Genomic DNA, 25,795 nt, shown 5'->3' on the forward strand with positions numbered 1-25,795 from the left:
AGGCGCCGATGACAACCCAGAAACTCTATGCTGGCGTCAAGCTGCGTGAGACCCGTGCGCGGCTCGGGCTGACGCAAAAGGCTTTTGCCGACCGGCTCGGCGTCTCGCTGCCCTATCTCAACCAGATGGAAAACAACCACCGTCCGGTGTCCGCCGCAGTGGTTCTGGCACTGGCAGGCGAATTCGGCCTCGACGTGACCGAACTTTCGGCGGGCGATGCCGAACGGCTCGTCAGCGACATGCGCGAGGCGCTGGCCGATCCGGTCTTTGCCGATGGCGGCGCCCCTCCGCTCGCCGATCTGCGCCTGGCCGCCTCGAATGCGCCCGCGCTCGCACGCGCATTTCTCGAACTGCACCGCGCCTATCGGCAAGTACACGAAAGGCTCGCCTCACTCGACGAGGCGCTGGGGCGCGAAGGCGCGCAAACGGTCGTCAGCCCTTGGGAAGAAGTGCGCGACTTCTTTCACTATTGCGACAATTACATCGATGCCGTCGACCGTGCTGCCGAGCAGTTTTCAAGCCCGAATGGAAAGCGTCTTGACCCTATGGCCCGGGCTATCGAAGTGCTCGCGATGCATGGGGTAAAAGTGCAGTTTTCCGATATTTCAGAGCTGCGCCTGCGACAGGGAGACAGCCTGCATCTGGCCAACCATGCGCACCGCGCGACCCAGGCCTTCCAGCTCCTGCATCAGGTCGCGCTGATCACCCAGAACCCGCTTCTGGATGCGACCCTCGATCTTGCACGGTTCCAGTCCGAGACCTCGCGCGCGATCGCCAAGATCGGGCTTGCGAATTATTTCGCCGGGGCGGCATTGCTTCCCTACCGCGCCTTTCTCGAGGCCGCGCAGGAAACGCGCCATGACCTCGAGCGCCTTGCCGACCATTTCGGCGCCAGCATCGAGCAGGTGGCCCATCGGCTCTCGACCCTGCAGCGCCCCGGTGCCAAGGGCATCCCGTTCTTCTTCGTGCGCGTCGACCAGGCTGGCACGATCACCAAGCGCCATTCCGCCACCCGGCTGCAATTCGCCCGGTTCGGCGGCGCCTGCCCGCTCTGGAACGTGCATCAGGCCTTTGAAACGCCGACTAAATTTCTACGGCAACTGGCCGAGACGCCGGATGGGGTGCGGTATCTCTGCCTCGCCCGCGATGTCTCGAAATCTGGCGGGAGTTTCACCGCCCCGGTGCGGCGCTATGCGATCTGCCTGGGCTGCGAAGTGTCGCATGCGCGCGGACTTGTCTATGCCGATGACATGGAACTGAGCAACCCGCGCGCCTATCAGCCGATCGGCATTTCCTGCCGGATCTGCGAGCGCAGAGAATGCCACCAACGCTCCGTGCCGCCGCTGGAGCGCCGCCTGATCGTCACCCCCAACCGCCGCGGCCTGCTGCCCTATGACATCGCGTGAGCCTAGCGTCTCGCCGGACGCCAACCGGCCGCGCGCGCTTCGGCTTCCGAGCAGAACCAGCGCTCGCCCTTGCGCGTGTCAATCTGCGTGCGCTGATAATCCGGCGCGCCAAAAACATGAAAAATCTTGCCGTTTTTTGAAATATTTCCTTTGATAAGGCAGCCGGACACCCGTTCTGGGCGATGGGCCGCGCCATGCCGGAACGCCTCCGGCGCCAGATGCGCACCACGCCAGATGCCTCGCCGGGCCGCGCGGGCAGCCTCTTCCTGCTGCACATAAGTGAGCGCGTAGCGGCGATAGGCCTCGGCCAGCCCTTCGGACACAAGCACGGCGTTGATCACCTGCCCACCGGCGCGGCAGGTTCCAAGAAGCCGGTGATAGCGGTCGCGTTCCTTGCCTTCACAGAGAATCTCGCCCTGTCCGACCAGCGTTTCGAGCCGCTTCGTGGCGGCCGCGCCGCAGGGCCAGGCCCGCCCCAGCGCATCCTCACAAGTCTGGTCATGTTCGGGGGCGTCGATCCCCTGAAGCCGAACTTTTTCCGCGCCGATCGCGAGCGTATCGCCATCAATCACCCGGGCCCTGCCCTCCACCTCCCCGGCCGCGGCCGGGCAGGCCAGAGCCACGAATATCAAAACCCACTTCATCATGGGGCGAACCTAGCGCAGAGCCGCCGGAGCGCAAGCAGATTATGTGGGCCGATTAAGAATACGCACCATATATTGCGTCAGCGCTGCGCGGTCTTCCAGGTCGGATTGATCCAGGGCACCACATTCTCGGAGGGCAGGCGACGCCCCAGAATATGGTCCGCCACCTTCTCGCCGACCATGATCGAGGGGCCGTTGAGGTTGCCATTCGTCACCCGCGGGAAGATCGAACTGTCGGCCACGCGCAGCCCCTCGACGCCGATCACCCGCGCTTCGGGGTCAACCACTGCCATCGGATCGTCCGCACGCCCCATCCGCGCGGTGCCACAGGGGTGATAGGCGCTTTCCGCATGATCGCGGATGAACAGATCAATCTCGGAATCGCTCTGAACTCCGGCGCCGGGCTGGATCTCATGCTTCACATGGCCTGTCATCGGCGCCTGGTCAAAGATCTCGCGCGTGAGCCGCACCACTTTGCGGAACTCCGCCCAATCGTCGGGATGGGACATGTAATTGAACCGGATCACCGGGTTCTCCTTCGGATCGGCAGAGCGCAGCGTGACGGTGCCACGCGATTTCGAGCGCATCGGCCCCGTGTGGACCTGGAAGCCATGCCCCTCCGCGGCGGCCTTGCCATCGTAGCGCACGGCGATCGGCAGGAAGTGATACTGGATGTCGGGATATTCGACCCCGGCATCGGAGCGGATGAAGCCGCAAGCCTCGAACTGGTTCGAGGCGCCGAGCCCGCTGCGGGTAAAGAGCCATTGCGCGCCCACCGTCAACTTGCCCCAGAGGTTCCAGTATTTGTAGAGCGTCACCGGCTCTTGCGCCGCAAATTGCATATAGATTTCAAGGTGATCTTGCAGGTTCGCGCCAACCCCGGGGCGATGCGCCACTACCTCGATCCCATGCGATTGCAGATGCTCCGCATCGCCGATACCCGACAGCATCAAAAGCTTCGGCGTGTTGAGAGAGGACGCAGAGAGCACCACCTCGGCGCGCGCGCGCGCGACCTTGATCACCCCGTCGCGCTCGTATTCCACGCCCACCGCGCGGCCCGCCTCGATCACCACCTTGCGGGCGAGCCCGCGCAAAATCTGAAGGTTGCCGCGTTTGAGCGCGGGGCGCAGATAGGCATTGGCCACCGACCAGCGCCGGCCCTTCCAGATCGTCGCCTCCATCGGGCCGAAGCCCTCCTGCTGCTCGCCATTGTAATCCATCGTCACCGGGTAGCCCGCGGCGGCGCCCGCCTGAATGAAATGTTCGAAAAGAACATTTTTACGCGGGCCGCGCGTGACATGGAGCGGGCCGGAATGGCCGCGCCAGGCGGCATCGGCGCCATCATGGCTGCCGTGCCAGTTCTCCTGCCGCTTGAAATAGGGCAGCACATCCGCATAGGCCCAGCCGGTTGCCCCCTGCTCCGCCCAATGGTCGAAATCCCGTGCATGGCCACGCACATAGACCATGCCATTGATCGAGGAAGAGCCGCCAATCACCTTGCCACGCGGCGTGACAAGGCGCCGACCGCCGAGGTTCGGCTCGGGCTCGGTCGACATGCCCCAGTCATACCGGCCCATGTTCATCGGGTAGGAGAGCGCCGCCGGCATCTGGATGAACGGCCCCCAATCGGTACCGCCATGTTCGATAATGACAACCTTATGTCCGGCTTCCGCGAGCCGGTAGCCCAGCGCAGACCCGCCCGAACCCGAACCCATGATCACATAATCCGCATCCATGCCGTGCTCTTTCATCTTGCCGTAAATATCCCGGGGGTCCGGGGGCAGCGCCCCCGGCGTGATGTTCAATAGGGGCTTTCAACCGGCCCCATGCCGACATAGACGGCCTTGAGCTGGGTGTAGTGCTCGACCGCCGCCTTGGAATTCTCCCGCCCGAGGCCCGAGGCCTTGACCGCGCCAAACGGCATTTCGACGGGCGTCAGGTTATAGGCGTTGATCCAGCAGGTGCCGGCTTCGAGCGCGCCGATCACCCGGTGGCCGCGCGCCAGATCGCCGGTAAAGACCCCGGCGGCGAGGCCGAACTGCGTGCCGTTGGCGCGCGCAACCACCTCTTCCTCGGTCTCGAACTCCAGAACCGCCATCACGGGGCCGAAAATCTCTTCCCGCGCGATGGTCATGTCGTCAGTCACATCGGCGAAAACAGTGGGCTGCACGAACAAGGGCCCCTCGTTGCCGGCGCCGCCGCAAACAAGCCGCGCCCCCTCTTCCTTGCCTTTCGCGATATAGCCCAACACCTTCGCGTGTTGATCGGCACTCACCAGCGGGCCAAATTGCGTCGCCGGATCGAGCGGGTCGCCCGCCACGATGGCCGCCGTGCGCGCGGCAAGGCGCGCCAGAAACCGCTCCTTGATCCCTTTTTGCACAAAAACGCGGGTGCCGTTCGAGCAGATCTGCCCCGAGGAATAGAAGTTGCCGAGCATCGCCGCGCCGATCGCGCTTTCCAGATCGGCATCGTCAAAAACGATGAGCGGCGACTTGCCGCCAAGCTCCATCGTCACATGCTTCATGCCCGCCCCCGCGGCGGCATAGACCTTCGCGCCCGTCGGCACCGAACCGGTGAGCGAGACCTTCGCCACCCGCGGATCGGTCGAGAGCGCTGCGCCTGCGGCCCCGCGCCCCTGCACCACGTTGAAAACGCCGGGCGGCATCCCCGCCTCGATGAAGATCGCGGCCAGCTGCAACGCGCCGAGCGGCGTGATCTCGGAGGGTTTGAACACCATCGCATTGCCGGTTGAAAGCGCGGGCGCGGCCTTCCAGCAGGCGATCTGGCTCGGATAGTTCCAGGCGCCGATCCCCACGCACACGCCGAGCGGCTCGCGAATCGTATAGGCAAAATCGCCGCCCAGCGGGATGGTCTCGCCCGTCAGCGTGGGCGCGAGGCCCGCGAAATATTCGAGCGCATCGGCGCCCGAGGGCCAGTCGGCCACTTCGGTCTCCTGAATCGGCTTGCCGGTGTCGAGGGTCTCGAGCTGCGCCAGCTCCGCCGCGCGCGCATGAATAAGATCGACCGCGCGGCGCAGGATTCGCGCACGCGCGACAGGCTTCATCGCAGCCCATACTTTTTGCGCCCGCGTGGCAGAGGCAAGCGCCGCGTCGATCACGGCGGGCGTCGCCTCGTGGAGCCGCGCGATCACCTCGCCCGTGCCGGGATAAATCACCTCGATCTCGGCGCCAGCAGCGTCTTCGAGCCAGGTGCCATCCACAAAATGGCTTGCTTGCGGTTGAGCCTTCATGGCGTTCCCTCCAGTTCACGATCGAGATATTCTGTCACGATATCAAGTGCATAGCGGCGATCCGGCGCACCATCGGCAAGGGCGGCACGAATATAGACGCCGTCGATCATCGCGCCGAGGCCCCGGGCCACCGCCTCGGCCCGCGGCCCGACCAGCACGCGCAGATCGTGGCGCAGGTTGGAGCGCAGCCGCCGCTGGTAGACCCGCAGGAGCCGGTGCGCCTCTGCATTCGTCTGCGCGAGCACGTAAAAGTTCAGCCAGGCCGAAATCGTCTCGCGCCGGAAGCTGCCCGCCGCAAAAGAGGCCGCAACAATCGCCCGAAGCCGCGACTCGGGATCCTGTGCCGTCGCCAGAGCGCCGCGCACTTCTGCCCCGTAGAGGGTCAGAATCGAGCGCATCGCGGCAAGAAAAATCTGTTCCTTCGAGCCGAAATAATGATGCGCGAGCGCAGAAGACATGCCTGCACGCCGCGCGATCTGCGCGACAGTCACTTCAAGCGACCCGGCCTCCCCCACGGTCTCAATCGTGGCTTTCACCAAGGCTGCCCGTCGAATAGGCTCTGCCCCAAGCTTCGGCATGGCTTTTGCGTCCCTGCGACAAAAAGGTCTTGCTTTCTGGAGCTACAGGCAAGTTTATTGACTCGTCAATCAACAAAAAGCCTGACCACCAAACCGGGCAACCAACGGGAGACCAAAATGACCCTTCGTTCGTTCCTTCTTGCCGGGGCTGCGACACTTTCGCTCGCCCTTCCCGCCAGCGCCAATTGCGACAAGGTCGTGTTCTCGGATGTCGGCTGGACCGATATCACCGCGACCACCGCCGCCACCTCGGTCGTGCTCGAAGCGCTCGGCTACGAGACCGACGTGAAAGTGCTCTCGGTGCCGGTGACCTATACCGCGCTTGCGGGCGGCGATGTCGATGTGTTCCTCGGCAACTGGATGCCGACGATGGAGGCCGATCTTGCGCCCTACCGCGACGAGGGCTCGGTGGAAACGGTGCGGGTGAACCTGACGGGCGCCAAATACACGCTCGCCACCAACGCCGCGGGCGCGGCGCTCGGGATCAAGGATTTTGCCGATATCGCCACGCACAAGGATGCGCTCAACGGGCAGATCTACGGCATCGAGCCGGGCAATGACGGCAACCGGCTGATCATGGACATGATCACGGCAAACGCCTTCGGGCTCGAGGGCTTCGAAGTGGTCGAAAGCTCCGAGCAAGGCATGCTCGCGCAGGTCGCGCGCGCCGACAAGTCGAACGAGCCGGTCGTGTTCCTCGGCTGGGAACCGCATCCGATGAACGCCAATTTCGACCTCACCTATCTTGCGGGTGGTGACGATTTCTTCGGCCCGAACTATGGCGGCGCGGAAGTGGCGACGAACGTCCGCAAAGGCTATGTGGCCGAGTGCCCGAACACCGGCAAGCTGCTCGAAAACCTTGAGTTCTCGCTTGCGATGGAAAACGAGATCATGGGCAAGATCCTCGACGATGGCGAGGAGCCGAAAGTGGCCGCGAAGGCCTGGCTCGCGGCGCATACCGAGGTGCTCGCGCCCTGGCTTGCGGGCGTGACCACCAAGGATGGTGGCGACGGGCTCGCCGCCGTGACCGAAGCGCTGAAATAAGCACCATTCCGCCCCTCGCCCGCAAGGCTGCGGGGGGCGATGCAGGCCCGATACCGGGCGCGACTTGAGGGGAAAGATGTAGATGGAGTGGCTTACGGCCCAGAAGATCCCGGTCGGCAAGACGGCGAAATTCGTCTTCGACTGGTTCAAGGAGAATGCCTCGGGCATTTTCGACATGCTTTCGGCACTGATGCAGGCGCTGATCGACGGCATCCTGTGGCTGTTGCAGACACCGCCGCCGCTGGTGATCATCGCGATCTTCTGCGCGCTCACATGGGCCACGCAGCGCAACTGGAAGATGGTCGCACTGGTCTTCGTGGGCTTTCTCTACATCCTCAACCAGGGCTACTGGAAACCGACGACCGAAAGCCTGACGCTGGTGCTTTCGGCCTGTGTCGTGTGCATGGTGGTGGGCGTGCCGATCGGCATTGCCGCGGCGCACCGCCCAAGGCTTTTCATGGCGATGCAGCCGGTTCTGGACCTCATGCAGACCCTGCCGACCTTCGTCTATCTCATTCCGGCCATCGTGTTTTTTGGCATCGGCATGGTGCCCGGCCTGATCGCCACGGTGATCTTCGTGCTGCCCGCGCCGATCCGGCTCACGCATCTGGGCGTGTCCTCCACGCCGCAGGCCCTGCTTGAGGCCGCCCGCGCCTTTGGGGCCACGCCGCGGCAGGTGCTGTGGAAAGTGGAGCTTCCCTATGCCCTGCCGCAGATCATGGCAGGGATGAACCAGACCATCATGCTCTCGCTCTCGATGGTGGTGATCGCGGCGCTTGTCGGCGCCAACGGGCTCGGCGTGCCGGTGGTGCGCGCGCTCAACTCGGTCAATACCGCGCTCGGCTTCGAGGCCGGGATGATCATCGTCGTTGTCGCCATCATCCTTGACCGGATGCTGCGTCTGGGAGGCAAGAAATGACCCGGATCATGACCCCGAAGGAGACCGCGGGCGTTGCGGTGCGGTTCGACAATGTCTCGATCGTGTTCGGCGACCAGCCGGGGCGGGCGCTGCCGCTGATGGATCAGGGCCAGAGCCGGAGCGAGATTCAGGAGGCGACGGGCCAGGTTCTGGGCGTGCACAATTGCTCGCTCGAGGTGGCCGAGGGCGAAATCCTCGTGCTGATGGGGCTCTCGGGCTCGGGCAAATCAACGCTTCTGCGCGCGGTGAACGGGCTCAACCCGGTTTGCCGTGGCAAGGTGGAGGTCTGTGACGGCAACGGGCTTGTGGATGTCACCCATGCCGATCCGCAAACCCTGCGCCGCATTCGCCTCTCTCGCGTGGCCATGGTGTTCCAGCAGTTCGGCCTGCTGCCCTGGCGCACGGTGCGCGAAAACGTCGGCCTCGGGCTTGAACTCGGCGGCATGTCGAAGGCGGAGCGGCGTGACCGAGTGGATGCGCAGCTGCAACTGGTTCATCTTGAGGACTGGGCAGATCGCAAGGTGGGCGAGCTTTCGGGCGGCATGCAGCAGCGCGTGGGCCTTGCGCGCGCCTTTGCCACCGAGGCGCCGATCCTTTTGATGGACGAGCCCTTCTCGGCGCTTGACCCGCTCATTCGCGCCAAGCTGCAAGACGAGTTGCTCGAGCTGCAATCCACGCTCAAACGCACTATCGTTTTCGTGTCCCATGACCTTGATGAGGCTTTCAAGATCGGCAACCGGATCGCGCTCATGGAGGGCGGGCGGATCGTGCAGATGGGCACGGCGCGCGACATCATCGCCAATCCGGTCGACGATTATGTCGAGGATTTCGTGGCGCATATGAACCCGCTTGGCGTGCTCACGGCGGCAGATGTTTCCGAGCCGGGCAGCGCCGAGGGCACGCCTCTCTCGCCCGATCTGCCGGTGAAAGAGGTGATGGCGCTCCTGCGCGACGTGCCCGCCGTGGCGCTCACCGGCGGGCGCCGCGTCACCCGCGAGGGGGTGATTGCGCGGCTGATCGACCCGCGCGGTGCCGAGGCGGCACGCTGACACGCCCGAAAGGCCCCTCCGCGAGGGGCCTTTCAGCTTTGGCGGCGGCGGGCCTGCGCTTCGCGCCATGTGATATAGCTCACTGCGCCAACGATCATCCCGCCGCCAAGGAAGACGAAGGGGTCGATCGCCTCCCCAAACAGCAAGAGCCCGGCGGTCGAGGCCCAGACAAGCTGCAAAAACACCACCGGCTGAGTGACGGTGACCGGCGCGCAGGCAAAGGCGCGTGTCATGCAATAATGGCCGAGCGTGGCGAAAAGCGCCGTGGTGCCGAGCATCAGGTTTTCCGAAAGCGTCATCGGCTGCCATTGCAAAAGCGCGAGTGGCGCAAGGCAGATCGTCACCACCACCGTCATCATCGCCACCACAACGGCGGCGGGCGCGAGCACAGAAAGGCGCTTCATCACCAGATAGGAGAGCCCGAAGAAGAGCGCCGCGCCAAGCTGGGCGACATGGCCCGAGGTAATCTCGCGCAGGCCCGGCCGCAAGATCACCAGCGCCCCAAGGAGCGCGACCGCAATCGCCACGCCCCGGCGCCAGGCGAAGGCCTCGCCCAAAAGCAGCGCCGCCCCGATCGAGACGACAATCGGGTTGAGATAGCCGATCGCCGTCACATCGGCGATCGAGATCCGCGCCATGGCGTAAAACCACAAGATCACGCCCACCGCATGCAACAGCCCGCGCAGACCAAAGAGCGCCCAGACCTTTGGCGCAAAGCGCAATCGCACAAGCTGCCAGAGCGCCGGGGCAACGAAAAGCCAGCCCCAGAGGAAGCGCACGAAAGAGGTCTGGGTCGCGGGGAGGCCCGCCCCCAGATAATGCACGCTCACATTCACGGCGGTAAAGCTGAGCGTGGTGGCAAGCATCCAGGCGATGCCCGCAAGCGGGCGATCCTTGCTCGGGACAAAAGAGGGGGCACGGGTCATGATGGCCCGTTGTGCGGGCAGAGGCCGCCATTGGCAAGCGCGCGATTGTGCCGATTACAGCATCGGCAGGCCGGAGCCGCCGGGCGCACAAAATGTCGCAGCCGCCAGCCCGGAAGCGCCGGAAGAGTGTTGCTTTTTTGACCATCTGAGGCGAGGCTGCGGCGACCCATTGCACGCAGGCCCATGTCGCTCACCCCCGCTCTTCCAGCCCGACCGCTTCGCCACGCGCTGCCGCGCGCGCTGGCGATCCTTGCGATGCTGGTGCAGGTGCTGTTCTTTGCCGAGCATCTGGGGGCGGCAGCCGTGCATGAGATGGGCGCGGCCCAACCCGGCGCCCGGCTCGGCTTTTTGCAAATTTGCACGGGCGAGGGGGTCGCGCTTTATGACCCCGCCTCGGGCCGCATCGTCGCCCAACCCGGCGCGCCCGCCCCCACAGGGCACGGTGATTGCGCCGTCTGCGCCTCGGCGGGCGTGTGCAGCTTTGATGCGCCGGTTGCAAGCCTTGCGCCCGCGCCGATTGTCACCCTGATTGCCGCGCTCGCACCCACGCTGTTTGTCCCCTTTGGCTTCATCGCTCCGCTTTCCCGCTCCGGCCAGATCCGCGCGCCGCCGCGCGCCTGACGACCCCGCGTCCGGGCCGGAGGGGCAGCGTCCCGCACCTCCGGCGCCGGTCGGGTGTCTTGCCGTGTTCGCGCCATGATCCGGGGCCGCCTTCGGGCGCTTGCCCCACGCCAATGACCGGAGATTTCCATGAACCGTCGCAATTTTCTGATCACCACCACCACCGGCGCCGCATTCGCGGGGCTGGCAGGCACCGCCGCGCACGCCGAAATGGCGATGGCGCCCACCGAAAAGCCCGTGAGCCCGATGCAATGGACCGACGAGAACGGGCTGACGCGGTTTTTGAAGGTCGATACCGACCCGCTCACCGATGAATTCGAAAAATACCCCCGCTGCCCCTATTGCGGCATGATGCGGCAGATGTATTCCCACACCCGTCACCTCATCGTCTATGCCAATGACACGGTCGATGCCACTTGCTCGCTCCACTGCGCGGCGATTTCGCTCGCGCTCAACATGGATGCCGGGCCGAAGGCGATCTATGCGGGCGATGCCGGGGCCGAGGGCGAGGTGAAGCCGCTCGCCGAAACGGGCGCGATGACCTATGTGATCGACCCGGGCAAACCCGGCACGATGACAGCCGTGTCAAAATGGGCCTATGCCGATGCAGCCAAGGCCGAGGCCGCCGCCAGCGCCGCGGGGGCCAAGACCACAGCTTTTGACGAGGCGCTGACCCTCGCCTATCTCGATATGGCCAAGGATACGCTCGCCATTCGGGCCCGCCGCGGGGAGAAACGCAAGCAAATGGGCATGGCTATGCCCGCCGGCAATTGACCTTTTGCAACATTTTGGCCGCGCCTCACTGCGCGGCCTGACTTGGAGTTGACCATGTGCAATATCTCGCAGCAATCCCGGCGGAGCACGCTGGCGCTGCTGCTCGGCGCGGCAGCGCTACCGCTCGCGCCCGGCTTTGCCTCTGCCGCGGCGGCAAAAATCACGCTGCCACCGCCCGGCCCCCGCGACACCTGCCCGGTCTGCGGCATGTTCGTCGCGCGCTACCCGGACTGGATCGCGACGATCCAGTTTTCCGACGGCACAGCGGTGCATTTCGACGGGCCGAAGGATTTCTTCAAGTTCCTGCACGACCCCGGCAAATATGCCCGCGGCCGCAGCCGCGCGCAGATCACCGGCATGGGGGTGAGCGATTATTACGAGGTCGCGATGGTCGATGCCCGCGAAGCGCTTTATGCGGTGGGCTCGGATGTGCTCGGGCCGATGGGCCATGAGTTCGTGCCGCTCGCGACCCCGGCCGATGCCGAGGATTTCATGCGCGACCACAAGGGCAAGCGGCTCGTGAGCTTTGCCGAGGTCACGCCCGAGCTGCCCTTCGCGCTTGATGAGGGCCGCTTCGAGTGACCGCCCTGCCCCGATATCGCCGCCCCGCCACGCCGGTCTTCGGGGCACTGGGCCTGCTCGTGGCGCTTGGCATGGCCGAGGCCGCCGATGCGCTTTGGCGCGCCCCGCAAGAGCGCCTGCGCATCGCGCGCGAGCGTCAGATCGTGGCCGATCTCGGCCTGAGCGATCTCGCCCTTTTCACCGAGGCACGCTACACCCGCCACCCCGCGCTCGCCGATCATGCCGCCGCCTTTCAAGATGCGCCCGGCAGTTTCGAACATTTCCCCTCCGGCAGTTTCGTGCCCCCTGCGGGGCCATGGGGCGCGGCAAGGCTCGGCTTTTCGGAAGCGGAGGTCACACGATGAACGCGCTGCGCCGCCAACGCGCACTCGCTGATTACACGATCGCCGCGCTTTCCCGCCGCAAGGTCAAGAACCTTGCCCTCGTCGCGGTCTTCTCGCTTGTGGTGTTTTTGCTGGCCTCGGCGATGTTCTTCGCCTCGGCTCTGCGGCAAGAGGCGGATGCCGCGCTTGAGGGTGCGCCGGATCTGATCGTGCAGCAGCTTTCGCTTGGCCGTCAGGCGATGATTTCTGCCGATCTGATCGACGATCTCGCCAGCATCCGCGGCGTGCGCGATGTGCGTGGTCGGCTTTGGGGCTATTATTATGACCGGGTGAGCGGCGCGAATTACACCGTGATGGTGCCCGAAGCGGGGCAGATGCCCCCCCCCGGGCAGGTGATCATTGGCGAGGGCATCGCGCGGGCGCGCGGGCTTGAATGGCAGGGCGCCCCGCTCTTTCTCTCCCGCAAGCAGGGGGATTTGAACCGCTTCGACGTGGCGCAAACCTTTGAAAGCGACTCTGCCCTGCTGACCGCCGATCTGCTCTTGATGAACGCGGCGGATTTCCGCGCCTTTTTCTCGGTGCCCGAGGACATGTTCACCGACCTTGCCGCCAGCGTGCGCAACCCGCGCGAACGCGCCACCGTGGTCGACAAGGCCAGCCGCGCGATGCCCGATGCCCGCTTCGTCACCCGCGACGACATTGCCCGCACCTATATGAAGCTCTTTGACTGGCGCGAGGGGATGATGGTGGCCCTTGCCGCGGTTGCCATGCTCGCCTTCGCGATTTTTGCCGCCGACAAAGCCTCGGGCCTCTCCGCCGAGGAAGCGCGCGAGATCGGCATATTGAAGGCGATCGGCTGGGATACGCGCGATGTGATCGCGATGAAGCTCTGGGAAGGCGGCTTTGTCTCGCTTGGCGCGTTCCTCCTTGGCACAACAGCAGCTTACGCCCATGTTTTCTGGGCTGGCGCGCCACTCTTTGCGCCGGTGCTGAAAGGCTGGGCCGTGATCTACCCCGCGTTCAGGCTCGCCCCCGGGGTGGATCTTTCCGAGCTTGTGGTGCTTTTGCTGCTCACCACGCTGCCCTATGCGGCGGCAACGGTGGTGCCGGTCTGGCGCGCGGCAAGTGCCGACCCCGATGCGGTGATGCGATGATAACCCTCTCCGATGTATCGAAAATTTATAACGAGGGCCGCCCGAACGCGGTCACGGCACTCCACGCCGTCACCCTGACCATCGCCCGGGGCGGGGTCACGGTGTTCATGGGGCCCTCGGGCTCGGGCAAGACCACGCTTTTGAGCCTTGTGGGCTGCATGGCGCGCCCCAGCACCGGGCGCATCACCCTCGATGGCGCGCCGGTCTCCGGCCTGCCCGAGCGGTTTCTGACCGATCTGCGGCGCCGGCACTTCGGCTTCGTGTTCCAGCGCTTCAACCTGATCCGCGGTCTGACGGTGCTCGACAACGTGATGCTGCCCGCCGCCCCCTTGGGCGAAGACCCGCGCGCCGTGCAAGCGCGCGCGCTGGCCCGGCTCGAGGCTCTGGGGCTCGGCCCGAAGGCCTTGATGCCTGTCGAAGTGCTCTCGGGCGGTGAAACGCAGCGCGCCGCCATCGCCCGCGCGCTCGTGAACGATGCGCCGGTGCTGATCGCCGATGAACCAACCGCCAACCTCGATACCGCGCTCACGCACCGCTTTCTCGATATTGTGGCCGCGCTGCGCGATCAGGGCAAAACGGTCCTGCTGACAAGCCATGACCCGCGCATCATCGCGGCAGCCCCCGTAAGCGCTGTGGTCGAGATGCGTGACGGGCAGGTGGTTGAGGTGCGTTCGTGATCTTCCGCACCCCGATCCTGACCCTGCTCCTCGTCTCCTTTCTCGCGCTTCTGGTGGCGCTGGGCGCCGCCTGGTTCGGGCAACGGCTGGTGCGGCACTGGGATCTGGCCTCGGGAAGCCGCGCGCAGCTTGAGATGGAACGGCGCACCGAGCTTGTCTCGACCCTCTTTGCGATGGTGATGCTGGCGGAGGCGGTGGCGCTGTTTCTGTTCGTGTTCAACGCAGACCGGATGGCGGCGCTGTTCGTGGGGGCGATGTGCGCGGTCGGCACGCTCAATGTGAATGGCTACGGTTTCCCGGCGCTTTATGCCAAGATCGCGGTGTTCTTCGCCGCAGCGGTCTGGCTGATCGTGGATCATGTGGACCGGCTTGGGCGCGACTACCCGCTCACCCGCGTGAAATATGCGCTCATCCTTGGGATCGCGCCGCTCGTGATCCTCGCGGGGGGGCTGGAACTCGCCTATTATCTCAACCTGCGCACCGATGTGATCACCTCCTGCTGCTCGAAGCTCTTCACCCCGGCAAATGAAGGGATCGGCAACGAGATGGCGGGCCTCGCCCCGGGGCTCTCGCTCTGGGCTTTGGCACTGGCGGAGCTGGTGGTGTTGGGGCTCGGCGCCTATGCCGTCAGGACCGGGCGCGGCCATGCTCTCTTCGCGCTGGCGGGGGCGGTGTTCTTTGCGGTGGCGCTGACGGCGATGGTCTCGGTGATTTCGCTCTATGTCTATGAGAACCCCAATCATCACTGCCCGTTCTGCATTCTGCAGCGGGAGTATTTCTATATCGGCTATGCCTTCTACGTGCCGCTGTTCGGCGCAACGGCGCTGGCGCTCGGGCTTGGCGCCACCGCCCCGTTCCAGCGCCGTGCGAGCCTTGAAGCGGTCCTGCCGCCGGTTGCGCGCCGGTTCACGCTCTGGGCGATGGCGGGCTTTGCCACCTATGGCGCAGTAACGCTTCTGGTGATCGCCCGCTCACATCTGATCCTCTTCGGCTGAAAGTCGTTCGCCTCGGCAGAGCCGAGCCGACCCAAGATCCCCGTCTTTCGAACTTGCGCAAATATCCCGGGGGTCCGGGGGCGGAGCCCCCGGCGGGTCGCTCCGCGCCAGCGGAGCGAAACAGCCTCCTGCAAACATCACGCACGACTTAAGGCGCATCAATCGGGGGGCGCGGGGGGCTTTGCCCCCCGCGCGGGTCGCCTCGGCCCTGCCGAGGCGAAAGCAAAAGCCCCGCCGAAGGCGGGGCTTTCCAATGCCGTAAGATCAGACTCAGCGCCGGATCAGATGCAGCAGTTCCTCGATCGACTTCTTCGCGTCGCCATAGAACATCCGCGTATTTTCCTTGTAGAAAAGCGGGTTTTCGATGCCCGAATAGCCCGTGCCCTGACCGCGTTTGGAAACAAAGACCTGCTTCGCCTTCCACACTTCCAGAACCGGCATCCCGGCGATCGGCGAGTTCGGATCGTCTTGCGCCGCCGGGTTCACGATGTCGTTCGAGCCGATCACGATCGCCACGTCGGTTTCAGGGAAGTCCTCGTTGATCTCGTCCATCTCAAGGACGATGTCATAAGGCACTTTCGCCTCGGCGAGCAGCACGTTCATGTGCCCCGGCAAGCGCCCCGCCACCGGGTGAATGGCAAAGCGAACCGACTTGCCGCGCGAGCGCAGCAGCGTGGTGAGTTCGCTCACCGCCATCTGCGCCTGCGCCACCGCCATGCCATAACCCGGGATGATGATGATGCTTTCGGCTTCATTCAGCGCATCGGCCACGCTTTGCGCATCAATCGCCACCATCTCGCCTTCCACCGCCTGCGCGGGGCCCGAGGTGTTGCCAAAGCCGCCGAGGATCACTGAGACAAACGAGCGGTTCATCGCCTTGCACATGATGTAGCTCAGGATCGCGCCCGAAGAGCCCACCAGCGCCCCGGTCACGATCAGAAGATCGTTGCCGAGCGAGAAGCCGATCGCCGCCGCGGCCCAGCCCGAATAGGAGTTGAGCATCGAGACGACCACCGGCATATCGGCGCCGCCGATGCCCATGATCAGGTGATAGCCGATGAAAAGCGCCAGAAGCGTCATCACGATGAGCGGCCAGGTGCCATAGCCGAGCATGAAGAGCACGAGCATCGCCACCGAGCCAAGCGCGGCAACGGCGTTGAGAATATGGCCGCCCGGAAGCTTCTTGGCCTTGCTGTCGACCTTGCCCGCGAGCTTGCCGAAGGCGATGATCGAACCGGTGAAGGTCACGGCCCCGATGAACACGCCGAGGAACAGCTCGACATGCAGGATGGTGAGCTCGGTCGGCGTTTTATGCGCCACAACCGCGCCAAAGCCGCGCAGCAGCGCCTTCGCCGCCTCGTTCATTTCCGGCACGGTGACCGACTCGATATAGGCGTTATAGCCCACAAGCACGGCCGCAAGGCCAACGAGCGAGTGCATCGCCGCAACGAGTTGCGGCATCTCGGTCATCTGCACCTTCTTGGCGACTTTGACGCCATAAAAGCCGCCCCAGCCGAGCAGGATGATCGACAGCAGCCAGTAGCCCTGACCGGGGCCGACCAGTGTTGCCGCGACGGCAAGCGCCATCCCGACAATGCCGTACCAGACCGCCCGCTTGGCGCTTTCCTGGCCCGAGAGCCCGCCCAGCGAGAGGATGAAAAGAACCGCCGCAACAACGTAAGCGGCCGTGGTGAAACCGAAATCCATTATGTTCCCCTCCGCTTACGACTTCTGGAACATCGCCAGCATGCGCCGGGTGACCATGAAACCGCCGAAGATGTTGATGCCCGCAAGGAAGACCGAGACGGCCGAAAGCAGCACCACCAGATAGTTGGTCGAGCCCACCTGCATCAGCGCGCCCAGAATGATGATCGAGGAGATCGCGTTCGTGACGGCCATCAAGGGCGTGTGCAGCGAATGCGAGACGTTCCAGATCACCTGGAAGCCGACGAAGCACGAGAGCGCAAAAACGATGAAGTGCGCCATGAAGCTCGCCGGCGCGACAAGGCCGATACCAAGGAGGAAGGCCCCACCCGCCCCGAGCATGATCAGCTGATCGCGGGTCTGCTTGCGGAAGGCGGCTTTTTCAGCGGCGCGGATTTCCTCAGGCGTCAGCGCTTTGGGCTTTTCCTTCGGCTTTTGCGCGGCAATCGCGGCCACTTTCGGCGGCGGCGGCGGGAAAGTGATCTCGCCCTGATAAGCGACCGTCGCGCCGCGGATCACATCGTCTTCCATGTTGTGCACGACAACGCCGTCCTTGCCCGGGGTCAGGTCGGTCATCATGTGACGGATGTTGGTCGCGTAAAGCTGGCTCGATTGCTGCGCCATCCGGGACGGGAAATCGGTGTAGCCAATCACGGTCACGCCGTTCTCGGTGACGACCTTCTCGTCCTTTTTGGTCAGCTCGCAGTTGCCGCCGCGCTCGGCGGCAAGGTCAACGATCACCGAGCCGCGCTTCATCGCCGCGACCATATCCTTGGTCCAGAGGATCGGCGCATCGCGGCCGGGGATCAGCGCCGTGGTGATGACGATGTCCATCTCGGGCGCAAGCTCGCGGAATTTCTTCAGTTGCGCTTCGCGGAACTCAGGGCTCGAGGGGGCGGCATAGCCCCCCGTCGCGGCGCCGTCCTGCTGCGTTTCCTCGAAATCGAGATAGACGAATTCAGCGCCCATCGATTCGATCTGCTCGGCCACTTCGGGGCGCACATCAAAGGCATAGGTGATCGCACCGAGCGCGGTCGAGGCGCCGATCGCGGCAAGCCCCGCAACACCCGCACCGACGATCAGCACCTTCGCGGGCGGCACCTTGCCCGCCGCCGTCACCTGACCGGTGAAGAAGCGGCCGAAATTGTTGCCCGCCTCGATCACCGCGCGGTAGCCGGAGATGTTCGCCATCGACGACAGCGCATCCATCTTTTGGGCGCGCGAGATCCGCGGCACCATATCCATCGCAACGACATTGGCGCCGGTGGCCTTCGCAGCCTCCAGAAGCGCCTTGTTCTGACCGGGATAGAAGAAGGAAATCAGCGTTTTACCGGGTTTGAGACGCGCCATCTCGGCATCGACCGGCGGGCGCACCTTGACGATGAAATCGACGGTGTCGAAGAGTGTGGCGGCGCCCTTCACCACGGTCACGCCCGCAGCCTCATAGGCACTGTCTTCGAAGCCTGCCGCATGACCGGCCCCGGCCTCGACGTAGCATTCATGTCCGAGCTTCTGGAGCTGGACCGCAGAGTCGGGGGTGAGTGCGACGCGCGCTTCCCCCTCGAAAATCTCCTTCGGAGCGCCGATTTTCACTTCTCTCTCTCCCAATGCTGCCCCCGGACGATTTCAGCCGGGGGACAAAACGTGGCGACAGCCTCTTAACACCGCGTAAGAAAGTTTCACAAGCGAATGATCACAGGAAACAGATGGGAATCTGACGCAGTCTTTGGGCCGCAGTGCGGCATACCGTTGCATACCATGTTACCGCTCCCATTTACCAAAATGTTTCAAGGGTTTGCTGAAGTACCGGGCAATCCGGCAAATTCCCGCGCGTGACGCGGAGACACGAGGCTGCGACGATTTTTCTGCGCCGCAGCATCACTTCAAAGCCAGCGCCGGGTGCGGGCGCGGTAACGGGCATAATCCTCGCCATGCGCCGCTGCGATCCAGGCCTCTTCGCCCCTGATGTAACGATGCGTGATCCAGAGCATGAAGGCGGGCACAAGCGGCGCGGCAAAGAGCGCGTTCCAGATCAGCAAAAGCCCCGAGAGGATGACGGCATCGGCCAGATAGATCGGGTTGCGCGAGAGCGCGAAGATACCGTTGGTCACGAGCCTTGCGGGCTGGCGACGGGGAATGAAGGTGGTGCGGGCGCGCACCATCTGCGCCGCAGCGAGCCCCGAGATCGCAAGGCCCAGCCCGACCAGCGCCCAGCCGAGGGCGGGCGCGTAAGGGATCGGCAGCGGGGCGAGCTGCCCCACCGCCCAGCCCAGCGCTGCAAAAACCGCGAGCCACATCGGCGGGAGTTCCATTTCTTGCAGCGCAAGTTTCAGTGTCGTTGCCAGGTTCATCGCTCTCTCCCCTGCCCTGATCCGCATTTTGGGGCTCGCGCCGGGGCTGGCAAGCCCCGCCCGGCGGGTCACTTGCGCGCAGGTGCACAGCCGCCCCCCCTTGCACTCGCCGCCCGCCCCGGGCAGGCTCCGCCCGAGGGAGGCTCCGATGCGCACAGATTTCACCGCCACCAGGGCGCTGTTCGATATCCCCGAAGGGGTGATCTATCTTGATGGCAATTCGCTTGGGCCGCTGCCGCGCGCGGTGCCCGCCCGGGTGGCCAAGGCGATGACCGCGGAATGGGGTCAGATGCTGATCACCGCCTGGAACCGCGCCGGCTGGATGGGTCTGCCCGAGCGGCTCGGCGACAGGATCGGTCGGCTGATCGGTGCCGAGCCCGGCACCGTGACGCTCGGCGACACGCTCTCGATCAAGGTGTTTCAGGCCGTCTCCGCCGCACTCGCAGCCCGGCCCGAACGGCGCGTAATTCTGACCGACAGCGGCAATTTCCCGACCGATCTCTATATTGCGCAGGGGCTGGCCGATCTGCTCGCCGCCGGGCATGAGCTGCGCATTGTCGCCCCCGAAGAGGTGGAAGCCGCGATCGACGAAAGCATCGCCGTGACGATGCTGACCGAGGTCGATTACCGCACCGGGCGCAAACACGACATGAAGGCGCTGACCGCGAGGGCCCATGTGGCCGGCGCGCTCGCCTTCTGGGATCTGGCGCATTCCGCGGGCGCGCTGCCGGTCGACCTTGCCGGTGCAGGGGCAGATTTTGCTGCGGGCTGCACCTATAAATACCTCAATGCCGGACCGGGCGCGCCCGCCTTCCTCTATGTCGCGCCCCGCCATGCGGAGACGGCCCGCCCCGCGCTTTGCGGTTGGCTCGGCCATGAGGCCCCCTTCGCCTTCGAGCCGGGCTACCGCCCCGCCCCGGGCACGCAACGGATGCGCGTCGGCACGCCCCCGGTGTTGCAACTCGCCGCACTCGAGGCGGCACTCGATGTCTGGGAGGGCGTCGAGATGGCCGATGTCCGGGCACAATCGCTGATGCTGGCGGACCGGTTCATTGCCGCAGTAGAAGCGATCTGCCCGGATCTGCGGCTCGTGACCCCGCGCGATCCCGCGCAACGCGGCTCTCAGGCCAGCTTTGCGCATCCGCAGGGCTATGCGATCATGCAAGCGCTCATCGCCGAAGGGGTGATCGGCGATTTCCGCGCGCCCGACATCTTGCGCTTCGGCTTCACGCCGCTCTATCTCGGCGCCGATGAGGTCGACCGTGCCGCCGCGATTCTCGCCGACATTCTCAAAACCGGCCGGTGGGACCGCCCGGACTTCCACGCCCGCGCGCGCGTCACATGAACGTTCCGCCGCTTGCCGGGGGACCGCCGCCACACTACCCTTGAAAGATGACGAGCCCCGCCCTCACCGACGCTTTCGCGCGCCCGATCACCTATCTGCGGCTGTCGGTCACCGACCGCTGCGATTTCCGTTGCGCCTATTGCATGTCGGAGGACACGACATTTCTGCCGCGGCGCGATGTTCTCTCGCTCGAAGAACTCGACCGGCTCGCCTCCGCCTTCATCGGCCTTGGCGTGCGCAAGCTGCGCCTGACCGGGGGCGAACCCCTGATGCGGCGCAACATGATGAGCCTCGTGCGCGCGCTCTCGCGCCATCTTGCGAGCGGAGCGCTGGACGAGCTCACCCTCACCACCAATGGCTCGCAACTTGCCCGCCATGCCGCGGCCCTTGCAGAGCACGGGGTGCGGCGGATCAATGTCTCGCTCGACAGCCTCGATCCCGCCCGCTTTGTCGAAATCACCCGGCGCGGCGATCTCGCCAAGGTGCTGGAGGGCATCGCGGCCGCAAAGGCCGCGGGGCTGAAGATAAAAATCAACACCGTCGCGCTCAAGGGCTTCAACGAGGACGAACTCTTTGATCTCGTGGCCTGGGCGGGCGATGCGGGCCATGATCTCAGCTTCATCGAGGTGATGCCGCTCGGCGATCTGCCCGGCCAGGCGCGGCGCGACCAGTTCTGGCCGCTCACCGATCTGCGCGCACGGCTGGCGGAGCGCTTCACGCTCGAAGATCTTGCCGAAACGACGGGCGGCCCGGCGCGTTATCTGCGCCTGCGCGAGACCGGGCAGAAGATCGGCCTGATCACACCGCTGAGCCATAATTTCTGCGAGGGCTGCAATCGAGTGCGGGTGAGTGCGACCGGTACGCTTTACCCCTGCCTCGGCCAGATCGGCAAGGTCGAGCTGCGCGCGCCCCTGCGCGCCTCCGAGGGGAACGAGCCGCTCCTCGCCGCGATCCGCGCAGGGCTCTCCAGCAAGCCGCGCGGACATGATTTCCTTTACACCGACACCGCCACCGAAGGCGCTGTGGCACGGCCGATGAACCGGACCGGCGGATGAGAACCCCGGCCACGGCGCGCCCGCCGGACGTGACCTGCATCAATGCACCGGCGCCGCGAAGCGCCGAAACTGAGCCATAAACCGGTCTCCAGAGGAGGGGAGTTCGTCATGTATTCCAATATCATCGTTCCCGTGGCTTTTGACGAGAGCCATGACCCGGCCGCCGCGCTTGAGGCCGCGCGGGTGCTTGCCGGTCCCGGCGCACGGGTCACGCTCGTGCATGTGATGGCCGATGTCCCCGGCTATGCAATCTCCTACATGCCCGAGGGCTATGACATCGAGCTGCGCAACACGCTGCAAAGCCAGCTCGACCAGCTTGCCAACAGTTTCGAAAACGGCGCCGGGGTGATCCGCCAAGGCCATGCTGCCAACGAGATCCTCGACCTGATCGACGAGATCGGTGCCGATTGCGTGGTGATTGCAGGGCATCGACCGGGCTTTGGCGATTATCTGATCGGTTCGACCGCGGCGCGGGTGGTGCGCCATGCGCCGTGCTCCGTGATGGTGCTGCGCTAAAGCGTTTGCCGGGCCGGCGCCAAGGCCGGCCCCCGCCCGTCAATGAACGGTGCAGACCATGCAGGGGTCGAAGCTGCGCACGATATGCTGTACCGACACCGGGCTTTCGTCGCCCGGTCCTACCGGCGCGCCCACCAGCGCCGCCTCGAGCGGCCCCGGCTGGCCTGCCGCATCGCGCGGGGAAAAATTCCAGGTCGTTGGCGCGATGATCTGATAAGCGGCGATGCGTCCGCCCTCGATCCGGATCCAGTGTCCGAGCGCCCCCCGCGCCGCCTCGGCGAGCCCGGCGCCCCGCCCGTCTTTCGGAAGCTCCACCGCCGCCATGAAGGCCGCCTCGGGCCGTATCTCCGCTGCCCAGCGCTCCATCAGGATCTGCGTGCGCGCAATCTCCAGAAGTCGTGCGGCCACGCGCGCAAGCACCCCGCCCCCCGCGAGCGAGCGCGCCAGAGGATGACCATCCACCACCTGCCGCGCGAGCGCGCCAACCTCGACCGTTTCACCGCCGAGCCGTGGCGCCTTGCACCAGCTGTAGGCCTCGGCCCGCATCGTCTGGTCGGGCTCGGTGATGCCCTCATAGGGATGGGCGCCCGGGCCGAGCATCCAGGCATGGCTCAGATCCTCGACAATCGCGCCCGGATCAACCGGGGCCCGCGCCCCCGCACGCCAGAGCCCCGGTGCAAAACCATGCGCTCCGGCAAGGGAATAGGCGCCAAAGCTCAAATACCGCCCCGTGCCACGGCCAAGATCGGCGAGCCCGGTATCGGCAGCGATCTCAAGAAACAGGCCGACATCGCCACGCCCCCAGCCCGCCAGCGCCTCGGGCGTGGCGAGGGCGACAAAATCTTCGAGCCGCCCCCCAAAGAGCTCTGCTTCGAGATAGCGGCGGAACTGGCGCAACCCGGTCTCGATGCGCAGCTTGTCGCGCGGACCCGGCGTGCGGGTGACGCCGCCGGGCTGGATCGCGAGCGTATGCGGCCATTTCCCGGCCATCAGGCCAAGGATATGCATCAGCCGCGCGCGCGCTTCCACGGCCCCCCGCCCCGCCGCGCCGGTCATCGCGGCAAAGCGCTCCACCGCATGCAGATACCACGGCCGGCCGGAGTAACAGGGGCGGGTGAAATCGGGCATGAAGAAGAGGGTGAAGTGGAAGAGATGGTCCGAGACATTCTCGACCGCATGGATCAGCGCGGCCATCGCGGCGCCCTGTGGGGTCGGGCCCGCCCCCGCGACCGCGGCGAGCGCCTGCGCCGCAGCCGTCGATTGCGAGATCGAGCAGATACCGCAGATCCGCGGCGTGAGCGTCAGCGCGTCGCGCGGATCACGCCCTTCGAGCATGCGCTCGAAGCCGCGGAAAAGCGGCGCATTGACCCGTGCCGAGGCCACCTGCCCCGCGGCGATCTCGAGTTGCACTTCGAGATCGCCCTCGACCCGGTTGAACGGCCCGACCACGAGCCTTGGTGCGTCGCTCATCTGCGGTCCTTCGGCTTGCGGATCGTCGGCAGCACTTCGATGCGGGAGGCCGTGGCATTTTTCGCGATCCGTTCGGGGGTGGCGGCCTTGGAAAGCGAGGCCAACGCCATGAACCAGGCCTTGGGCATGTCGGCCGGAAGCCCCACCGGGATCCCCGCGACCTTCGGCGTTTCGGTGAAGGGGTGGCGCGGTTCCTCGAATTCGGGCGCGGTACAGGCAATGCAGGGGTAGCCCCCCCTTGTGCAGGAGCCCTCGCCGTTCCAGGGCCGGATATTGCAATCTCCCACGGCCTGTGTGCCGACGCAGCCCAGATGCTCCATCATGCAGCCCAGATCGGAGAGCACCACAGCCGAGGCCTTGTATTCATAATATTCATTTTTGGGGCAGCCATGATGCACGAGATGCTGCGCATAAAAGAGCGGCCTCCCCAGAGGGTCGAGGTCTTCTGCCCCGAGCCGCCCGGCGGCGAGCAGCATCAGTGTTTCCGTCACCCAGCCCGGATGGGTCGGGCAACCGGCGATATTGATCACCGGAAGGCCCGCGCGGGCCCGAAAGGAAGCACTCAGAACGCCGCCCGGATGCGCGCCCTCACAGGCGAGCCCGACCGCATCGGAGGGGTTGCCACCCGCCGATGTCACGCCGCCATAGGCGGCGCAGCTTCCCACGGCAACCACATGGGCAGCCATAGGCGCAAGCGCCTGCACCCAATCGAGCATCGCGCGCCCGGTGCCCGAGAGCATCTGGAACCGACCCGTGCCCCGCGGCCCCCGCGCCACCGCGCCCTCGATCGCAAGAATGTCGAGCGCGGTCTCGCCGCATTCGATCGACTTCAGCAGCGCAAGCACTTCGGCCCCGCTCGCCAGGCTGAGCGCGGGATGCCAGAGAAATGCAAGCCCCGCCCCCGCGAGCGTGTCGAGAAAGTCGGGATCTTCGGCGCAAAGCGCCGACATCGTGCAGCCGCCGCAGCCCGAGGCCTGAAGCCAGAGAATGTTCATGCCCCCTCTCCCAGCACGTCTGCGCTCGCGCCGAGCGCCAGATCGAAGCCGAAACAGGCGCCGCCAAGATCACCCGAAGGCAGCAGCCGGAGCCGACCTCCGTGTTCCTCCACGATCTTGTGGCTGATCGACAGGCCGAGCCCGGTGCCCTTGCCCACCGCCTTGGTGGTGAAGAACGGATCAAAGATCGTGGCTGCCACGGCCTCCGGCACACCGGGGCCATTGTCGCTGACCCGGAGTTCTCCGCGTCCGCCGTTTTGACCGGCCTCGATCACCACCCGTGCGCCGCCCATGTCCTCAAGCGCGTCGAGCGCATTCTGCACGAGGTTCATCACCACCTGCTGGATATGCCCGGGCCGCCCCCGAACGATCAGCGCGGGCACCCCCGCAAAACGGATGTCGGCAAGCGTCTTGGTGCCCCGGCTCACCCAGTCGGCCGCGACATGAGCCACTTCGACAAGGTCGAAATCCACCATCTCACCGCTCCCTTCAGCCGAGAGACGGCGCAGATCCTCGACAATGTCGCGCACCCGCTCGGCGCCGTCGCGCGCGCCCTCGATCGCGGTGCGCAGATTGGTCACGGCGCGGTCGAGCTTGAGGTCGTCGCGCAGGGAAATCAGCGCGTCCCGGCTCGCCCCCTGCTGCACGGCGGCGAAATAAGTCTCGAATTTGCCCGCATAGCGCTCCAGCGCATGGGCATTGGCGTACACGAAGGAGATCGGATTGTTGAGCTCATGCGCAACCCCGGCCAGGAGCCGGCCGAGCGAGGCCAGCTTTTCGTTGCGCACAAGCTGCGCCTGCGCGGCGATAAGCGCGGCATGGCTCGCCGCGAGCTGCGAATAGGCCTGGCGCAACTCGCCGAGCGGGCGGCCGGTGAGCACGAAGCCGACGATCCGGCCGCGCTCGTCGCGCCGGGGCGAGATCGAAAGCTCAAGCGGCGCCGGCCCGTCGCGCCCGTTCAGCGCCGCCTCAAGCGTGACCGGCGCGCGCCCCGCCGTTGCCTCGGCCATCGCCTGCTCGATCCGTGGCCCCGCAGCCGGTTCGAACATCTGCACGAGCGCCGCGCCGGTCCAGCCGCCGGACGGGCGGCCGGTGAGCGCATCGACCGAGGCCGAGGTTTCGAGCACCGCCCCGGCGCGGGAGGCGACAATCAGCGCATCGGAAACCGAGGCGAGGATCGAGCCGAGAAAAGAACGAAGCCCCTCGAGTTCGTGGTTCTGCCGTTCGAGCCGTTCCTGATAATCAACCAGTTCCACCCAGGTGCGATCGACGGCCGAGAGCACATCGGCCCAGACGGCGTCGCCGGTCTCGGGCGCAAGCATCCCGAGCCGGGCCGGGTCGTGGCGGGGAAGGCTGTCCTTGCCGGTCATGTTTTGCACTCGGGGGTCTGGGGGGCCGGGCGGGTTCGTCCGGGCGC

The 25,795-nt window shown here is 65.5% G+C and carries 25 protein-coding genes; 14 read left to right on the forward strand and 11 right to left on the reverse strand.

Features of this window, described 5'->3' with window-relative positions:
• The first annotated feature begins 8 nt into the window (after nucleotides 1–8).
• Nucleotides 9–1,406, forward strand: coding sequence for a helix-turn-helix domain-containing protein (locus CRO22_RS11955; RefSeq protein WP_097070456.1), 1,398 nt, complete (start codon nucleotides 9–11; stop codon nucleotides 1,404–1,406).
• Nucleotides 1,407–1,408: 2 nt separating this feature from the next.
• Here CRO22_RS11955 and CRO22_RS11960 read toward each other — a convergent pair whose 3' ends face one another.
• The 4 genes from CRO22_RS11960 to betI form a co-directional block, all read right to left on the reverse strand.
• A complete protein-coding gene (locus CRO22_RS11960) occupies nucleotides 1,409–2,053 on the reverse strand; it encodes a thermonuclease family protein (protein WP_097070390.1) in 645 nt (214 codons plus the stop codon).
• A 77-nt stretch (nucleotides 2,054–2,130) separates the two neighbouring features.
• Entirely contained in the window at nucleotides 2,131–3,786 is a 1,656-nt protein-coding gene (gene betA, locus CRO22_RS11965; protein ID WP_097070457.1) for a choline dehydrogenase, read from the reverse strand.
• Nucleotides 3,787–3,851: 65 nt separating this feature from the next.
• Nucleotides 3,852–5,300, reverse strand: coding sequence for a betaine-aldehyde dehydrogenase (gene betB / locus CRO22_RS11970; RefSeq protein ID WP_097070391.1), 1,449 nt, complete (start codon nucleotides 5,298–5,300; stop codon nucleotides 3,852–3,854).
• Nucleotides 5,297–5,878 carry a choline-binding transcriptional repressor BetI gene (gene betI / locus CRO22_RS11975; RefSeq protein ID WP_097070392.1) on the reverse strand — a complete coding sequence of 194 codons (582 nt, stop codon included), beginning with the start codon at nucleotides 5,876–5,878 and terminating at the stop codon, nucleotides 5,297–5,299. Before betI ends, betB begins: the two co-directional genes overlap by 4 nt.
• Nucleotides 5,879–5,995: 117 nt before the next feature.
• Here betI and choX point away from each other — a divergent pair, with 117 nt between their 5' ends.
• The 3 genes from choX to choV all read left to right on the forward strand — a co-directional run bounded on the left by choX (nucleotide 5,996) and on the right by choV (nucleotide 8,890).
• Nucleotides 5,996–6,922: a choline ABC transporter substrate-binding protein gene (choX, locus tag CRO22_RS11980; RefSeq protein WP_097070393.1), complete on the forward strand. Its 927-nt coding sequence runs from the start codon at nucleotides 5,996–5,998 to the stop codon at nucleotides 6,920–6,922.
• An 82-nt stretch (nucleotides 6,923–7,004) separates the two neighbouring features.
• Nucleotides 7,005–7,841 carry a choline ABC transporter permease subunit gene (gene choW, locus CRO22_RS11985; RefSeq protein ID WP_097070394.1) on the forward strand — a complete coding sequence of 279 codons (837 nt, stop codon included), beginning with the start codon at nucleotides 7,005–7,007 and terminating at the stop codon, nucleotides 7,839–7,841.
• The gene (gene choV / locus CRO22_RS11990; protein WP_245860963.1) at nucleotides 7,838–8,890 is read left to right on the forward strand and encodes a choline ABC transporter ATP-binding protein; all 1,053 of its coding nucleotides are present in this window, start codon (nucleotides 7,838–7,840) and stop codon (nucleotides 8,888–8,890) included. The genes choW and choV overlap by 4 nt, the downstream gene beginning before the upstream one ends.
• Before the next feature lie 32 nt (nucleotides 8,891–8,922).
• Here choV and CRO22_RS11995 read toward each other — a convergent pair whose 3' ends face one another.
• Nucleotides 8,923–9,816, reverse strand: a complete 894-nt coding sequence (locus CRO22_RS11995) for a DMT family transporter (RefSeq protein WP_097070395.1) — start codon at nucleotides 9,814–9,816, stop codon at nucleotides 8,923–8,925.
• A gap of 183 nt (nucleotides 9,817–9,999) precedes the next feature.
• On the opposite strand from CRO22_RS11995, the gene CRO22_RS12000 reads away from it, so the two are divergent.
• The 7 genes from CRO22_RS12000 (at nucleotide 10,000) to CRO22_RS12030 (ending at nucleotide 14,942) form a co-directional block, all read left to right on the forward strand.
• Nucleotides 10,000–10,437, forward strand: a complete 438-nt coding sequence (locus CRO22_RS12000) for a DUF2946 family protein (protein ID WP_097070396.1) — start codon at nucleotides 10,000–10,002, stop codon at nucleotides 10,435–10,437.
• A 129-nt stretch (nucleotides 10,438–10,566) separates the two neighbouring features.
• On the forward strand, nucleotides 10,567–11,211 hold the full coding sequence (locus tag CRO22_RS12005; protein ID WP_097070397.1) for a nitrous oxide reductase accessory protein NosL: 645 nt from the start codon (nucleotides 10,567–10,569) through the stop codon (nucleotides 11,209–11,211).
• 54 nt (nucleotides 11,212–11,265) lie between these two features.
• Nucleotides 11,266–11,793, forward strand: coding sequence for a nitrous oxide reductase accessory protein NosL (locus CRO22_RS12010; RefSeq protein WP_097070398.1), 528 nt, complete (start codon nucleotides 11,266–11,268; stop codon nucleotides 11,791–11,793).
• A complete protein-coding gene (locus CRO22_RS12015; protein WP_217991894.1) occupies nucleotides 11,790–12,137 on the forward strand; it encodes a hypothetical protein in 348 nt (115 codons plus the stop codon). The genes CRO22_RS12010 and CRO22_RS12015 overlap by 4 nt, the downstream gene beginning before the upstream one ends.
• On the forward strand, nucleotides 12,134–13,270 hold the full coding sequence (locus CRO22_RS12020; protein ID WP_097070399.1) for an ABC transporter permease: 1,137 nt from the start codon (nucleotides 12,134–12,136) through the stop codon (nucleotides 13,268–13,270). Before CRO22_RS12015 ends, CRO22_RS12020 begins: the two co-directional genes overlap by 4 nt.
• Complete coding sequence (locus CRO22_RS12025) at nucleotides 13,267–13,947, forward strand: ABC transporter ATP-binding protein (RefSeq protein ID WP_097070400.1); 681 nt, start codon at nucleotides 13,267–13,269, stop codon at nucleotides 13,945–13,947. The genes CRO22_RS12020 and CRO22_RS12025 overlap by 4 nt, the downstream gene beginning before the upstream one ends.
• Complete coding sequence (locus CRO22_RS12030) at nucleotides 13,944–14,942, forward strand: hypothetical protein (RefSeq protein ID WP_097070401.1); 999 nt, start codon at nucleotides 13,944–13,946, stop codon at nucleotides 14,940–14,942. The genes CRO22_RS12025 and CRO22_RS12030 overlap by 4 nt, the downstream gene beginning before the upstream one ends.
• Before the next feature lie 270 nt (nucleotides 14,943–15,212).
• Here the strand turns inward: CRO22_RS12030 and CRO22_RS12035 are convergent, their stop codons facing one another.
• The 3 genes from CRO22_RS12035 to CRO22_RS12045 all read right to left on the reverse strand — a co-directional run bounded on the left by CRO22_RS12035 (nucleotide 15,213) and on the right by CRO22_RS12045 (nucleotide 18,997).
• Entirely contained in the window at nucleotides 15,213–16,649 is a 1,437-nt protein-coding gene (locus CRO22_RS12035; protein WP_097070402.1) for an NAD(P)(+) transhydrogenase (Re/Si-specific) subunit beta, read from the reverse strand.
• A gap of 15 nt (nucleotides 16,650–16,664) precedes the next feature.
• Entirely contained in the window at nucleotides 16,665–18,239 is a 1,575-nt protein-coding gene (locus CRO22_RS12040; protein ID WP_097070403.1) for a Re/Si-specific NAD(P)(+) transhydrogenase subunit alpha, read from the reverse strand.
• A 290-nt stretch (nucleotides 18,240–18,529) separates the two neighbouring features.
• Entirely contained in the window at nucleotides 18,530–18,997 is a 468-nt protein-coding gene (locus CRO22_RS12045; RefSeq protein WP_176518629.1) for a methyltransferase family protein, read from the reverse strand.
• A gap of 148 nt (nucleotides 18,998–19,145) precedes the next feature.
• Here CRO22_RS12045 and kynU point away from each other — a divergent pair, with 148 nt between their 5' ends.
• The 3 genes from kynU to CRO22_RS12060 all read left to right on the forward strand — a co-directional run bounded on the left by kynU (nucleotide 19,146) and on the right by CRO22_RS12060 (nucleotide 21,913).
• Nucleotides 19,146–20,342 (forward strand): kynureninase, encoded by a 1,197-nt coding sequence (gene kynU, locus CRO22_RS12050; protein WP_097070405.1) that lies wholly within the window; start codon nucleotides 19,146–19,148, stop codon nucleotides 20,340–20,342.
• A gap of 47 nt (nucleotides 20,343–20,389) precedes the next feature.
• Nucleotides 20,390–21,397, forward strand: coding sequence for a GTP 3',8-cyclase MoaA (moaA, locus tag CRO22_RS12055; protein ID WP_097070406.1), 1,008 nt, complete (start codon nucleotides 20,390–20,392; stop codon nucleotides 21,395–21,397).
• A gap of 108 nt (nucleotides 21,398–21,505) precedes the next feature.
• A complete protein-coding gene (locus tag CRO22_RS12060; protein ID WP_097070407.1) occupies nucleotides 21,506–21,913 on the forward strand; it encodes a universal stress protein in 408 nt (135 codons plus the stop codon).
• A 39-nt stretch (nucleotides 21,914–21,952) separates the two neighbouring features.
• On the opposite strand, the gene CRO22_RS12065 is transcribed toward CRO22_RS12060, so the two are convergent.
• The 3 genes from CRO22_RS12065 to CRO22_RS12075 are packed head-to-tail and all read right to left on the reverse strand — an operon-like array spanning nucleotide 21,953 to nucleotide 25,748.
• The gene (locus tag CRO22_RS12065; protein ID WP_097070408.1) at nucleotides 21,953–23,383 is read right to left on the reverse strand and encodes a nickel-dependent hydrogenase large subunit; all 1,431 of its coding nucleotides are present in this window, start codon (nucleotides 23,381–23,383) and stop codon (nucleotides 21,953–21,955) included.
• Nucleotides 23,380–24,378 (reverse strand): NADH-quinone oxidoreductase subunit B family protein, encoded by a 999-nt coding sequence (locus CRO22_RS12070; RefSeq protein ID WP_097070409.1) that lies wholly within the window; start codon nucleotides 24,376–24,378, stop codon nucleotides 23,380–23,382. Before CRO22_RS12070 ends, CRO22_RS12065 begins: the two co-directional genes overlap by 4 nt.
• Nucleotides 24,375–25,748, reverse strand: coding sequence for a sensor histidine kinase (locus CRO22_RS12075; RefSeq protein WP_097070410.1), 1,374 nt, complete (start codon nucleotides 25,746–25,748; stop codon nucleotides 24,375–24,377). The genes CRO22_RS12070 and CRO22_RS12075 overlap by 4 nt, the downstream gene beginning before the upstream one ends.
• Nucleotides 25,749–25,795 lie beyond the last annotated feature (47 nt).

The organism is Rhodobacter maris, from assembly GCF_900217815.1.
GTDB classification, from domain to species: domain Bacteria; phylum Pseudomonadota; class Alphaproteobacteria; order Rhodobacterales; family Rhodobacteraceae; genus Rhodobacter; species Rhodobacter maris.